13 protein-coding genes are annotated in these 14,236 nt (G+C 41.4%); 1 reads left to right on the forward strand and 12 read right to left on the reverse strand.

From position 1 onward, the window contains the following. Positions 1-2: 2 nt before the first annotated feature. Complete coding sequence (locus tag BM386_RS24005) at positions 3-134, forward strand: hypothetical protein (protein WP_280140992.1); 132 nt, start codon at positions 3-5, stop codon at positions 132-134. Here BM386_RS24005 and BM386_RS03175 read toward each other — a convergent pair. From BM386_RS03175 to pnuC, 12 genes are all read right to left on the reverse strand, one after another. Beyond that, a complete protein-coding gene (locus BM386_RS03175) occupies positions 127-1,101 on the reverse strand; it encodes a FecR family protein (protein ID WP_170857021.1) in 975 nt (324 codons plus the stop codon). The genes BM386_RS24005 and BM386_RS03175 overlap by 8 nt on opposite strands. A gap of 12 nt (positions 1,102-1,113) precedes the next feature. Beyond that, positions 1,114-1,695, reverse strand: coding sequence for an RNA polymerase sigma-70 factor (locus BM386_RS03180; protein WP_091691590.1), 582 nt, complete (start codon positions 1,693-1,695; stop codon positions 1,114-1,116). Positions 1,696-1,941: 246 nt separating this feature from the next. Next, positions 1,942-3,153 carry a hypothetical protein gene (locus BM386_RS03185; RefSeq protein ID WP_091691591.1) on the reverse strand — a complete coding sequence of 404 codons (1,212 nt, stop codon included), beginning with the start codon at positions 3,151-3,153 and terminating at the stop codon, positions 1,942-1,944. Between the two features lie 102 nt (positions 3,154-3,255). Beyond that, positions 3,256-3,486 carry an acyl carrier protein gene (locus tag BM386_RS03190; protein ID WP_091691592.1) on the reverse strand — a complete coding sequence of 77 codons (231 nt, stop codon included), beginning with the start codon at positions 3,484-3,486 and terminating at the stop codon, positions 3,256-3,258. Between the two features lie 544 nt (positions 3,487-4,030). After that, positions 4,031-5,308: a sugar isomerase gene (locus BM386_RS03195; protein WP_091691593.1), complete on the reverse strand. Its 1,278-nt coding sequence runs from the start codon at positions 5,306-5,308 to the stop codon at positions 4,031-4,033. 237 nt (positions 5,309-5,545) lie between these two features. Further along, a complete protein-coding gene (locus tag BM386_RS03200) occupies positions 5,546-5,740 on the reverse strand; it encodes a hypothetical protein (protein WP_170857022.1) in 195 nt (64 codons plus the stop codon). A 2-nt stretch (positions 5,741-5,742) separates the two neighbouring features. After that, complete coding sequence (locus tag BM386_RS03205; protein ID WP_091691595.1) at positions 5,743-7,167, reverse strand: purine-cytosine permease family protein; 1,425 nt, start codon at positions 7,165-7,167, stop codon at positions 5,743-5,745. Between the two features lie 264 nt (positions 7,168-7,431). Next, entirely contained in the window at positions 7,432-10,212 is a 2,781-nt protein-coding gene (locus BM386_RS03210) for a glycosyl hydrolase (RefSeq protein ID WP_091691596.1), read from the reverse strand. A gap of 11 nt (positions 10,213-10,223) precedes the next feature. Then, positions 10,224-10,541: an L-rhamnose mutarotase gene (rhaM, locus tag BM386_RS03215; RefSeq protein WP_091691597.1), complete on the reverse strand. Its 318-nt coding sequence runs from the start codon at positions 10,539-10,541 to the stop codon at positions 10,224-10,226. Positions 10,542-10,599: 58 nt separating this feature from the next. Further along, positions 10,600-12,102 (reverse strand): rhamnogalacturonan acetylesterase, encoded by a 1,503-nt coding sequence (locus tag BM386_RS03220; protein ID WP_091691598.1) that lies wholly within the window; start codon positions 12,100-12,102, stop codon positions 10,600-10,602. A 304-nt stretch (positions 12,103-12,406) separates the two neighbouring features. After that, positions 12,407-13,480 carry an acyl-CoA dehydrogenase family protein gene (locus BM386_RS03225; RefSeq protein WP_091691599.1) on the reverse strand — a complete coding sequence of 358 codons (1,074 nt, stop codon included), beginning with the start codon at positions 13,478-13,480 and terminating at the stop codon, positions 12,407-12,409. After that, positions 13,458-14,084 (reverse strand): nicotinamide riboside transporter PnuC, encoded by a 627-nt coding sequence (gene pnuC / locus BM386_RS03230; protein ID WP_091691600.1) that lies wholly within the window; start codon positions 14,082-14,084, stop codon positions 13,458-13,460. Before pnuC ends, BM386_RS03225 begins: the two co-directional genes overlap by 23 nt. Positions 14,085-14,236: the final 152 nt, after the last annotated feature.

Consider the following 14,236-nt stretch of genomic DNA (forward strand, 5'->3'; position numbering starts at 1 on the left):
ATATGTTAAACTTAAGAATTGAGGCCGCTTCAGCCTGTCCCGCCAATGCGGGAGTCTTCGGTCATCGGTCTTCCGACCAGATTGGTGAAGAATCTAAGGTGACTGGCATCATTGCGGATAATCATATTACCTGATAATGTACTTACCATTTTGTTGGGAAATGTTCAGGTTTAAGGTTTCTCGTAAAACCTCTAGATTTGAACTAAGTGAGCCATATTCCAAGGTGGTAGTAATAGGCAAATTCTTCAGTTCTTCACTGCTGATCTCTATGGTTTCTCCATAGGCCTCACTCAAGGTTGCAACCAATTCCGCTAATGGAATCCCATCTGCGTGAAACTTCTTACTGACGTAGTAATTGTACAGTTTGTTAGAAGGTAAAGTCTTTTCCATTTCCCCAGTTTCCTGATTTACCTTAAGTTTTTCATCAGGCTTTAGTACTTCTTTTTTGCCATTGATTTCTACTTGAACTGACCCAGTGACCACGATTACTTCTGTAGCAGTTTGGGAAGTTTTGACATGAAAACTCGTACCTAGGACAGTGATCTGAACCTTTTCATTTTCAATTACAAAAGGCTTATTTTCATTTCGTTTCACATCAAAAAAGGCTTCTCCGCTTACCATACTCACTTTTCTCTCCTTACCAAATACTTTCTGGGAGTAACTCAAACTGGTATTTTTATTCATCGTAATGGAAGTGCCATCAAGTAGTGGAACTTCAATAGGGGTGTCTTCTGACTGAAGTTCAACTGAGCTGTAATAGGCTCTTCCTGATTGTGGTAGAAAAACCGAATAGACCCAAGCTGATAAAAATAGTAAGGTGATTGCCGCGGCTGCTCTAAACCAATTACTTTGTAAAATGCGCTGGTTTTGTTTTGGAGCAGTTGCTGATTTTTTATCTCTTATTTTGGTGAAGTTTTGCCAAGCTTGATTTTCATCCAACTCGCTTTTTTCAAGTAAAACCTTGCTGGAATTCCAAACCCATTGGATTTCTTCAAATTGCTTTTTATTTGATTCATCTTCTGAAATCCACTCTTGAACAGCCTTGGTCTCCTCCAAATCGCTTTCCTGAAGCAAATATTTGATTAATTTTTCTTCGTTCATGGTTTCCATAGCTTATAGATTTATCAAAAACATCAAAAGCAGGGGAAGAAACTCTGCCAATTCTATTCGCAGTGTTTTCAGTGCTTTACCCATATGCGCTTCCACTGTTTTGATGGAGATGTCTAGCCTATCGGCTATTTCCTGATACTTCAGTTCCTCAAACCTGCTGAGATTGAATACCATTCGGCATTTCTCAGGTAGTTTTTCCAGCGCCAATTGAAAGCGCTCATATAATTCATTTTCTTGCCCTTTGATCTGCTCACCGACTTGCTCAGGTTTTCCTTGAGTCATTTCGTAGTGCGCATGATCCCAATGCTTTCTTTTCACTTTCTGATGGTTGATATAGTTCAGACTGTCGTGGTACACAGCTCGGTAGAGGTAAGCCTTTAGCGAAGTGTTGATTTCTAAGGATTCCCGCTTTTCCCAAAGCTTGAGAAATACGCTCTGGACTATTTCCTCTGCAGATTCCGACTCTTTCAAGATGGCCATTGCGTAGGCGTGCAAAGCCTTGAAATAAGTCTTAAAAACTGCTTCGAACGACTCTTCATCGACGAGTGTGGGTGTATTTGACGGATGTAATAGTTTCTCGGTCACCTTCGATTTTTTGATGCTTTCCTAGCTATGACAAGCTGAACTGGCTTTACCCTTAGTGCATTTAGTAAAAATAGTAAGAATTAGTGTAGGCTGGAAGACAGAAGACGGGAGACCGAAGTGGCCTTAAACGGTTATTTTTAATAGAATCAGATAGAGAAATTTTGACTTATCGATTACCATAACTGAGAGCGAATGTCGTAAGATGCTACAATTCTTCTGTCTCCTGTCTTCCGTCTCCTGTCTTTTTTAAAACCTAACATTAATCCCCGCAGTAAATCCCAATAGGACTGTGTGGTAATTTCCATTCCAATTATCATCCCAAATCGTCAATCCAGTATGGTCAACAGTATCGAGTTCATTGGAGTGTATGTAGGAAATGCTTGGTCCAGCAAACAGATGAATGCCCCGAGAGATCTTTAAAGCAGGAAGTAGTTGAAAGCTTGATTTGTTGAAATCATTGCCTTCAAAATCAGTCAGGTATTTGCTGACCACTTCGGCATCCAAGCGAAAGTGATTTGATTCTGTTAGATTTAGCCCTAAACCAACTTCAAATCCGAACGGTAAATCCTTTACTTCCACATTCGTACCTAAGCCGACAATTCCATATACACGCTTCCCTCCAGAGCGAAAGGTCAAAAAGGAATTGAAATTCTCATCGATGGAAACACCAAGTCTGTGATCTCCATTTTTCACAATGTTGACCAGGCCGATAGTGACATCACTGCTATCAGCGATATTGATTAAGCCGAATTGCATGCCATTTACTTTCTTGGCTTGGTTTACCAATCCGGCTATTTGAAGACCATCTACTTGCTCAGCTACATTAGAAATCCCTGCGATCTGGATTCCCTTTACTGTTTTCGCGACTGTGGCTATTCCTGCTATTTGTCCTCCGTCAATGTTTTGAGAAATGGTTGTGATTCCACCGATCTGAAGTCCATTTACAGATTTTGACAAACTGGATATTCCGGCCGCCTGAATTCCGCTTAGCGTGTCAGCAATGTTGGCAATACCAGCAAATTGAGCTCCGTCCACATCTTTCGCAAGGTTGAAAATCCCTGCTGCCTGAAAAGCTGAATTTCCTTGGTTAAGGTTGGCGATACCTGCAAACTGAGCACCCTGAGTAGCATCTGCACTTTGATTGAGGATTCCAGCAGCCTGAAATCCAGTGACATTTCCAGAGACATGATTCCAAATTCCTGAGATCTGGGCACCGTTTACATCACCTTTGACCATTCCTGCCAAACCATAAATAGCAGCGCCATTTTCACCGCCAGACAAGCCAGTTAGCACATGTAAACTGAAATTGTTGGTATAATTCGCAGCTTGTGTTCCATGGGTAGAAATAGGGTAGAAGAAGCCTAAATGGGCAGGGCTTTTCTCCTGGGCATTTGATATAGAAATAAAGGAGAAAAAGAGAAAGGTGAATAGAGATGTTTTTGATTGGAGAGTTTTCATGGAAAGTATAAGTCAGAGATCTTCAGTATTTAGGCTCGTTAAAGTTTATCGAGGTTCACACTGGGATCCATTTAGAATTTGATTTGAGAAATTGTGTGGTGATCAGTCCAGAAGTATAGCGATCAATTGAGAAGGAGCGTCAACGCCGATGATTTTGTGATCTTCGAGTTCCTTGTCCAGCGCATATTCCAGTTCATAGATCAATCCATTCAGGAAGATCTTATCCATTTGAAGATCGAAGAGGAAGTGGTCGTGTTTTCTCTGTCCAGTTAATACGATTCCGTATCCACTGAAGACTTGAGTGATTTTTCGGAGTTGGCTATACTTTCCCATGTTGTCATTTTTGTGATGTTGCTTTTATGACAGCTGGGTTGGGGATTACCCTTAGTGGGAAAGAAAAAAACGATAAAAATTTAACCGCAGTGATCGCAAAGTGTTACCCAGAGAGCGCACTGTGTTAAAACCAAAATGTTATTTGAAAAAACTTCTGGGCTTTATAAAAAAAATCCCCCTGCCCCTTTGTAAAGGGTGAGTTACATCGACTTGAACCTCAGAGTTAAATTTCTCAAATGGATTCCATTTACAAGAAAGATCGAAGTCAATTTAATCAAACCTTCTTCTTAAGGGGGGAGGGAGATTTTAATCCTATAAATTTTCGACTAAGGAATTGACGAAATATTTATATGTATATCCGCAATTGCACCAGTAAAAGGTAAAAAGCGACTTAAATTATGGTAAACACAAACATTGCTGGTACTTCGGTCACCCGTCATCCCCGCCTGCTATCGGGCAGGGGTCTTCCAGCCTGATAAGCAAAGAAAATGAGGTTACTGGTATCATTGCGGATAATCAGAAATATTTACTAAAAATATCCTAATTACAACCCAGAAGCTATTGATTTTAAGCCTCTTTCTTCAATCAGTGTTTCTCTTACTTTAAGTGATCGGAATGCTTGGATAGGGTCAATTGCCCCTCCAGATCTTCTGATGGCTTCTGCAAGTAAAGGTCGCAAATCTGTTCTATAAGCATCCTGCAAAATCTCCTGAGCTCCTGCTACATCATGGACTTCCTGAGCTGCTTCCAGAGACTTGCTGTCCACTAAAAGTGCTTGAGCATAGGCCAATTTGATGGCTTGCACGGATTGCAATAAGTCTTCCATTGGATCTTTCAAATTGTGGCTTGCGTCGATCATCCAGGAAAGCGGGGGATTGTTGGTCTCCTCAAAACCTTTCACCAGTTCCTGGAAAATCAGGAATAATTGGTACGGTTTGACACTGCCCACAGTAAGATCATCATCCCCGTATTTGGAGTCGTTGAAGTGAAATCCACCCAATTTTCCTTCAGACATTAATGTGGTTACAATCTGTTCAATATTTGTATTTGGCAGATGATGCCCTAGATCTACCAGTGTGTAGGCTTTCTTACCTAGCTTATTAGCCAAAAGGAAGGAGGTTCCCCAATCTTGGATAACGGTACTGTAGAAATTTGGCTCGTAAGGTTTATACTCAATCAGAAGCTTCCAGTCTTCCGGAATATCCTTATAGATCTCTTGAAGAGATAAATGTGTGTTTTCCAGCGCTTTTCTCAAGCTATGCTGTCCGGGGAAACTGCTTCCATCAGCCAGCCAAACGGTCAATGCTTTGGAACCTAATTTTTCCCCAATCTCAATTACCTGCTTGTTATGTTCTACTGCCAGATCTCGCACAGCTGCTTCCGAGTTTGCCAGCGAACCGAATTTGTAGCTATGAGCTTGATTTGCCTGATCTTGAAAAGTATTGGAGTTTACCGCATCGAACCTGATTCCAACTTCGGCAGCACTGTCTTTGATGGCTTGATAATCACTCGGGATATCCCAAGGAATATGAAGGGAAACAGCGTTGCTGGACTGATTGAGTGCATGAAGGATTCCTACATCCTGGATTTTTTGGATCAAAGTGGCCGGTTCACCACCACCGGAAAATCTCCCGAACCGTGTTCCGCCTGTTCCCAGTGCCCAACTTGGAATTGCAATTTGCAAGTCTTGAACCTTGGAAATTAGAACTTCTACATCAACTCCTTTTTTGTCCAGACTTTCCGCTAGGAATTCAAAGCTTCTGGTATGTTCTGCACTTTGGGAGTTGTTTTGTGATTGGATTTGGTCGAGCGTAAGTTTCATTGGGATGTTTTTTTAACCGCAGAGAGCGCAAAGGTCACGCGGAGGACGCAGGTTTTATTGTACTGGTTTTAGTTGTTGTCATGCTTCTCCAGAAGCAGGACGTTTCAAGTTTGTTTTGAATTTTAAATCCCCATTGCCCCCCTTTGTAAAGGGGGAATAGCGAGTGGATACATCAATTTTTTTGATCAAATGTCAATTATAGTTGTTTTCTTGGTTCTCAGGAAGCTGGACAGTTAATTAACCTTCAGCTTCTTCTTCTCCTTCTTCAGACTTATTCATCCAAAAGGAAGCAGATACAAACCAAACTATCGTTCCAATTAACATCAGTGTTTTGGAAAGTTCGGGAGTGATTATTCCTTTGAAAACCAGAAAGGATGGAGCAAGTGTTACCACTAAAGCAACGAATGATATTATTTTTAGTATGTTTTTCACAATCAGTAAGTTAAAGGGATAGTAGGAGAGGCGTTTGTAGTTTTTTTCTGTAGCGCTTTAGAAGCAAGTAGATAAACAACTACTGCTACAAACCAGCCAGGAAGTCCAAGGAAGAAAATTTCTACTCCTCCCCAAATATTCAAGCCTAAGCAAAATATAAGAGATATCGCCCAAGTGATTCCCACAGCAGGATTGAAGTGGGATTTGGTCAGTTCAGCATAGTTGCTGGCAAGTCCCATTTTTGGCAATACAAATACATCCAAGAAAATCACGGCTCCAAGTGGCATCAAGATCAATCCATAAAGTGCTACGAATTCTAACAGCTGCATCACCAAGGCAGGGAAGCAAGCTGCTATGGTTGTTACCAAACCTACAAAGAGCGTCACTTTCCAAGTCTTCCATTTCGGATTGATAGATTGGATAGCAAGTCCAGCACGATATAGAGTTGGGTTTGCGGTAGTCCAGCCTGCGATCACTACGCAAACTGCTCCGGCGATTCCAGCAGCTTCATAAGCTATAGGTCCTGGTGCGAATACTAAACTGCCTTTGGACTCCAAAAGGAAAAGAGAATACAAAATACCTGATGCCATCCAAGCGATAAAGTGGCCTAAAAAAACACCGGTAGCGGATGAAAATCCATACGTCCATTTCTTTGCATAGCGTAGGAGAGACATATCGGCCATTCCGATATGCATACCCATATTACAAAACCAGGCAAAAAACATGATGTGCCAAAACGTGAATTTGCTTTGCCCTTCCAATGGAACTCCATTCCAAATCGTACTGTCGGCTACAGGCCAAAACTCCGAAAAGGAAGTGATTCCTAATCTAGGCAATACACCTACCGCTGCTGCGATAAAGATCATAATCATCCATGGAGCTGCGATATTTGCGAATTTTGAAATCACATTGAATCCAAACATGGCTACTACCGTGGTAATGGCTCCAATTCCAAAAACGGTAATAATCCAGCCTATGCTATTTGGATACACATCCGTTAGAGACGGCATTTGAAGGTTGAAAGGAATTCCAACAGCAGTGGCTGAAACAGCAATCATAGAACCAGCCAAAAAGCAGAAGAGTGCTGCGTTGACTACATTATAAACAAGTGTAAATCTGTTTCCAGCTATTTTTTCCAGCTGGTAATAAAGGGTCGTTCTAGTCTTAACAGCTACTTTTCCGGTGAAAAAAGCCCAGCTAAGAATTGCTAGGATGTTTCCGACGATCAGCCCGCTGACCAAATCTCCTGCTGAAGCTCCGTGAGCTACGAATAGAGGGCCTAGCACAAATTCCGTCCCTGCGGTATGCTCTCCTGCGTAAGTTCCAATAAAGCTTTTCCAGCCTTTTAGTTTGTTTTTGGGTATAGGAGTGCGCTCGTATTCGTTGACAGCTTCGAGCCGCTGCTTAAGGTTTTGTTTTTCCGACATAGGTTTTCTTTTGGGCTGATTTTCAAATTAGGGCAGGACACATTCATAGGTATCCTGTTCTATATGGTTTTGGTTCTCATTTAAAGATCATTTTAAAATCTAGTTTTGAGTAAATCATCTTTTTTACCAGTTAGGAAAGATTAGGATCTAAGGAATTGGATGACTCAAGCATTGAGGTACTTCGGTCACCCGTCTTCGGTCTTCCAGCCTGTAAATCAAAGAAAAAGAGGTTACTGGCATCATTGCGGATAATCAGATATTATATTAATCAAATTCCGATATCTGAACTTTCCCTCCTAATCCAGATGGCATAGTTTTCCAGTTACTTGCATCAAAAGGCTTGTAATCGATGTTGACAAAGTTGATTTCATGGTAATTTCTCCATTCAATTCCATTTCTATCCAAGTACCTGATGCTATTAGCCATCAGATTTGCTACTTCTATTTTAATGGTGTTTTTGCCGTTTTGTAATTCTTCAGTTATATCCAGTTGATATGGAATACTCCAAATATTACCTGCTTCCTTTCCATTGATCCAGATTTTGGCAGATTCATATACCTTATAGATCGTCAATAAATACTGCTTGCCTTCAGTTTTCTTCAATTCAAATTCACTGGTATAATTTGCCTGGCCCGAGAAGTCATCCGCTTCCGGGGAATTGTTATCAGTCCAAGGTTTGATTGTTTCCATTCGTTGTGGAGCTGGAAGTTTTGGCTGGCCGTGGGTAAAAGTCAGTTCCCAGTTTTTAGAAATATCCGTAGTAGAAGATGCTTTGCTGTAATCTGGCCAAGCTGGAATATCTAAAGTTGCTTTCTCATCAAAAGTCTTGAGGAAAATGGATTCTCCAGATTTCAGAAAAAGGTTTACGATTGTTCCATCAGCATTGCTTTCTGAAGAAACCGTTCCTCTTTTACCGGTAAGAGGATCCATTGCCATCACGGTTCCTGCTTTTGTGTTTAGGGAAATGGTTTGGGAAATCGCCTCTGCGCTGTGATTTACCAAGAAATAAAAAGTGCCATCAGCAACTTTTCTTCGGATAAAATCCAATCCAGAATCCACTAGCTTTTCCCTATAAATTTCTAACTGTTCCAAAGTCTTGCTCAAATCATCGGAAAGGTAGATCTGGCCTTTACCAACCTTTGCTTTTCCTCCTTTAAATGCTATTGAAGCCCATAATTGATTGAAAGTACTTTCTTTTGACTTTTGGTCAGAATGATGGCCGGGAATGGATTTTGGCTTGGATTGGAAAATCACTTTGGCACCTTCTTCCGCCAATTTCAAGATGTCTCTCAAAGTCTCAATTGGCATAAACCCGGTTTCAGGGATGATCAGAACTTTTGCAGAATTTTGGGCTGAGGTTTGAATCTGACCTTCTTTCACCTTGGATTTGGAGATCATATCATCAGAGATGAAATCTAGCGAATATCCAGATTCCATAAGCATTTTGGATTGCTTGTAGAACTGTGTAGGATGCAACCATTCGTCAACGGCATGCACGGTGATCATTTCCATTTTGCCTTTTGGCTTTGCCCATACATCATACACCGGCCAGTAAACCAGCAGTTCATTATCTGCTTTGCCAGCCTGCAAAATTGACTGTGATCTGGTTATAAAATCATTGAAGCTGTTGAAATGTGGCCAAAGGCTATTCTGCTGCGTCAAATTCAAGGATGCATAAAACAACCAACCGGGATAAGGAACATCCTCAGGACTGTAGGTAACTCCGTGATAAAATATATGATTTACACCAGCCAAGAATGCCTGTTCTACCTCAGGTTTCATCTGGGAAAATGAGGATTTGAAATGCTCGCCAAGCCAAGTGAAAGTTTCCGTGGAAACTAGATTCTTTCCTGTCAAATGCGCCGCAGAAGAGGCAAACTTCAACATGATAGGGTCTGGATCTACATTTCTTATATCTGCGCTATCTCTTCGCAAACCTGGAATAGGGAAGTAGCTGGAGCCGAAAGTCTCGCACTCCGGGATATCTACCGCAGCATAGAGATCGAGTAGATTTCCGGGCGAACCGTGAGCCTGGTTTTTGGTAAGTTTTGATTGTTTGTGCGCCCAATTAGTCCAGTTCTTAGTGAAATTAGTAAGCAAGAGATCATTGATCGTTTCTCTATAATCAGACTTTACTTTTCGAACTTGTTCCGTATTTTCCTCACTTTCTAAATAGGGAAGAAACTCTTTTAAATCGTAGCCTCTTAGTTTTTCAAATTCATCAAAAAAGCTGGCTGTAAAGTCTGCTCCATAGACTTCAAAACTGTCATTGTAAAATGACCGAATGCCATAATCCTTTCCTGCAAAAGCATTTTCAAAATAGGAATTATATGCACCAACCGCTGATTTGCTGAAGTGATCCAAGGTAAATCCAACGCCTCCAGGAGCAGCTCTTTTCACTAGTTGACCTGTTTTATCGAGGAATATAGCTTTGATCTGCCAGTCTCCAGTTTCATTCCAATCCAGCATTCCATCCTCTTTTACAAAAGCTGTGATATCCTTTGCATTTAAGTCTTTGTCATAAGCCATCACAGAGACAAGCTCAGCATCGAATTGATTTTCTCTTTTCTTTTGGAAAATAATAGGAGTTGATAAAGCTTCGCCATCCACTTTCTCATAATCCTGAATTATCATGCGCGTGGCTGCATGCTCAATACTGACCTGAGGCCCACCATATGGCCAGCCGGTTCCTTGAGTCATATCGACTCCCATTCCAAGGGACTGAGCTTTGTTTACAGTGAAATCCAGCATGCTAAGCCAGTCTTCGGAAAGGAAATCTATGTATCGATCTTCATAGCCTTTTGCTCCATATATAGGTGCGATTTCCACTCCGCCCAGTCCAGCATCATGATAAGTTTCCAATAGGTTTGAAAGATTTTTCTCGTCCACCGCATTTCCCATCCACCACCAGCGGGTCCAAGGTTTGGCGGTCTGAGTGATCTCTGGCCATTCGCTAGAAGGAGGGTTTTTCTTCTCCTGTGATTGAAAAGCTAAGATTAAAAATATTGGGATTAAGAAAATTAGGTATTTGGATTTTGAAAGCATTTTGTATCGGGTTATTGGAGGTCAAATACATTCGGAAGTTCTACAGAAACTGGAGAGTTATCAGGGTTTGTTTCCATGATATCGGCCATGTATTTCCACCAGCGTTGTACGATTTCCGTACTTCCCAAATCTTGGGAATTGGTTTCTCCTTCTATTAGTTGATAAGCAAAAAGGAAGGACGTTTCTCTATCCAAAAAGATCTGATAATCAATTATTCCTGTGTTCTTGAGTAAAGTAACTAATTCAGGCCAGATCTCACGATGTCTTCGTTCGTATTCTTCTTCAAAACCTGGAATAAGTTTCATCCGGAAGGCAAGTTTCTGTGGCATTTTGGGTTGAGTTTTTAGGTTACAAAAAACGATGGCTTAAAGCACTTTTTACTTCAATCTATTTGTCTTTTAAGAATTGGTTTAAGCCAGTTTCCTTATGGTCTTCAATTGCTTTTGCGACAAGCTTCGCATTAAGTTCTGCACCTTCTTCAATGGTATGGGTGTGGTCTGTGTCATTGAAGTAATGAGCTTTTACATATTCCTCACCTAATTCATCATACTGATCTGCCACCAATTGATTCAAATCTATAAAGGCTGTTTCGGTATCTTCAGCGACTTGCTTAGCCCAAAGGCCGTAATCAATTTCAGCTGTGACGACTTTTCCGTCTTCCCAGCTATTTCTTGGAATCAGAGAGCACACAATAGGAGTGACTCCCTTTGCTTTGGCTGCCAAAATCATCTGTCTCAAATACTGGCCGTAAGAATACACTGTTTCCTGGCTTTTGGTGATAGGATTGTAAATGTTTTCCGCTTCTAAACCGGCACTTTTGATCGTGCCACGTGCTCTGGCTTCATCATCCAATGGGCTAGAGTCATTGTGTCCAAATTGCATAATGAGATAATCACCAGGTTCTAATTTATCCAATACAGTTTGCCACATCCCATAAGTCTGGAAAGTCCGGCTACTGGTACCTCCCAGCGCATGGTTTTGCACTTTGATTTTGTCAAGATCGAAATACGGAGCAATAAAATCACCCCAACCCCAAAGTCCGCCAGCACCATCTCCCTGACCATTTTTCACAGTTGAATCGCCAATCAGAAATAGGGTAGGTTTATCCTTTTTCAAATAATTTTTAAGGTCACAGTCCTTCAATTCCCTTAAACCTTGAGTGACTGACCAAGCATTGATCCTAGCTCCGGCTTCGTTGGTATGGGTATGATCACGCTCAAAAAGCCCTTTTACTACATCCTGGCCCCATTGATCATATTGATCTGCTACAATTGAATTCAGGTCAATAAAAAAAGCTCCTTGTCTTCTAGCCGCTTCTTTTGCCCATTTGCCAAAATCCTGATTAGCTCTCTCCACATCTCCATCTTGGAATTTGTTGCGAGGAATCATGGAAGCCACTATTGGAATAGCGCCCTTAGCTTTTGTCTCTGAGATGAATTTCTCTAAATACCAGCCATAGGTATGGACAGTTTCTTTGGTGCCATCCGGCCAAGTGAGCTCCTTCGTTTCATCACCAATTCCTCTCAAAACACCTCTGTAACCAGCTTTGGTAGTATCGGGGACAGATCCTTCATTATGCCCAAATTGCATGATCACATAATCACCAGGTTTTAGTGTTTCCAGTACTTTTTCCCACCTTCCTTCCTTGATAAAGGTGCGGGTACTTCTGCCTGCCATGGCTTGATTGCTGACTTCTAGTTTGGTGCTGTCAAAAAATTCCTGCAAAAAATTTCCCCAACCTCGCTGCAAGTTTCCTTCGCCTCCATTTCTAACCGTGGAATCTCCGATGAGGTAAACGGTTTTCTTTTCATCAAAAGGATGATGAAAAGCAGTGAATAAGAGAGCTAAAACAAGTATTACTATGGAACAAGTGGGTTTGCTGAGATTCATCGATTAATAGACTGAGCGAAAAGAACTACAAATTTTAAGGAACCCAATTTAACAAAAGAATAGAAGGAGGGTAACCTGTAGTGACCTAAGAAAAATCTCATTCTACTAAAGGCTTTCCCGCAGATTGACTCAGAGAAAATTTTGCCTGTAAATAGACGATATGAAAAACTGCCCGCAGATATACGCTGAAAAATCACGCAGATAGTCGCAGATTTTATTGTCGTCATTTTCTATTCTGCGTAAATCTGCGAAATAGACCTCCGAATACCAGTCTACGACTGGCAGGTCTGCGGGAAAAAACAATCTAAAATGGAAATATCAGCAAGGCATGTTGTCCTACAGTGTTGAAATCCCGCCAAACCCGATTGAGCTCTGTATGCGTTTTGGCAGCTTCCAAGCCCGAGAACGGGTAAAGCTTTCCGTTTATTTCTCTGCATTTTTGAGTTAGTTTGCGGCTTACCTTACTGACTTTTTTCAAACGCGAAACAGTGATTTTGCCTTTTTGCTCCAGTTCTAGCCAAGATGAGTTCACTTGACCATAAAATTCACCCTGTAGTTTTTGAAGTTTTTTATCTTGTTTACTGAGCAGGTCTTGGAAGTAGGAAAGGTGCTTCTTATCGTATTTTCTATACTCATGCCTTTTCCAGAAAGACTGTTCTATCAGCTCTTTCAAATGCAGGGAAATACCAAGAATATTTGCTGCGAGTGTAGTTTCGGCAAATTGAAGAAATGGATATTGGTAAACTGGAGCAGTCAGCTGAGCTTTTTCAGGAAGTATTTCAAAGCAGCGATTTTGCGAAACGCTCAAGTTTTCACACCGAAAAGCATGGCTGCCAGTAGCGATCATGCCCATGTAATTCCAACCATCCAGAATCTCCACATCTTTCCTATCGAGTACAAAGGCTTTGATCACCGGATTCCCCTTTTTATCTAAAAGCGCTTTCCCATCTTCAAAAATCTCACAGTTTGCAGTCAAATGCGATGCATGCAATGCCCCAGAGGCATAAGTCCAGCTTCCTGAGATCAGGTAATTCTCTCCAATTTTATCCGCCTTTCCACCTACAAATCCACTTCCAGCAAAGCAGAGCTTTTTGTTAGGAAAAATATCTTGTCTAACCGATTTATCCATAAAACCCACAAACCAAGCCGCTCCGGCACAAAGCGTAACAGTCCAACCCAAGCTTCCATCGAGTTTGGCTAGCTTTTCCTCAATTTTGAGGGCTTCCGGTAAAGTGCATCCCAAACCACCCAGTTTTGTTGGAACGAAAAGCTTAAAGTATTTTTCTGCATAGATCTGAGAAAGCCACTCTTCGGGAAGCTGACCAAGTTTCTCAGCCTTAGCTGCCAGCTCGGAATTAAAGAGTTTTGAGTTTTGCATTGGGTTGGTCTAGTTCTTTTTTCCAATCGAAATAGCCGAAAATGGCAACGATAAAAAGGAAAATGGTAAGTAATGAGATTAAAATCAATTGCTTATGGAAAAGCAAAGGGATTGCAATGAGATTCGATACATTGAGCCAAATCCAGTTTTCAAGCTTTCTTTTGGCTAATAGCCACATTCCCGCCCAAGCTGTTGACGACACAAATGCATCTACAACAGGCACATCTGAATCAGTAAAGTTAGTGAGCATAAAATACAGAAATGCCCAACCACCCACAGCGATAGCCCAGGTGATTTTTTGTTCAGAAATTGTACTTCTGGAAATCCGTGATGCTCCTGATGCAGACCTGTTTTTCCACATTGCCCAGCCGTAAATACTCATGACCAAGTAGTAGGCATGAAGTAATGTTTCTGCGTACAGTTTGGCATCAACGAGCAGAAAACCGGAACATAGAATTCCTATAATACCGGCAGGGTAGAGCAGCACATTGTTTTTGCGGGCAAGAAGTACTTCGGTGACTCCAAAACTCACAGCGATCCATTCCAGAAAACTGGTGGCTTTGATCTGCTCGGCGAGCAGATTCAGGTCAATAGCTAATAACATTTGAATAACGTTTTATGATTATTCAAAAAAGGGAGAACAGTAATCTAGTCCCTACGCCGGCATTACCCGGATCAGGTGTTCAGCAATCACTCACTGATGGGTATGATCTCAGCCCGTAACTTTTAGGGCACCCCTTATTTGATGTGGCTAAT

Origin of the sequence: Algoriphagus locisalis (assembly GCF_900116615.1) — a bacterium.
Lineage (GTDB): Bacteria > Bacteroidota > Bacteroidia > Cytophagales > Cyclobacteriaceae > Algoriphagus > Algoriphagus locisalis.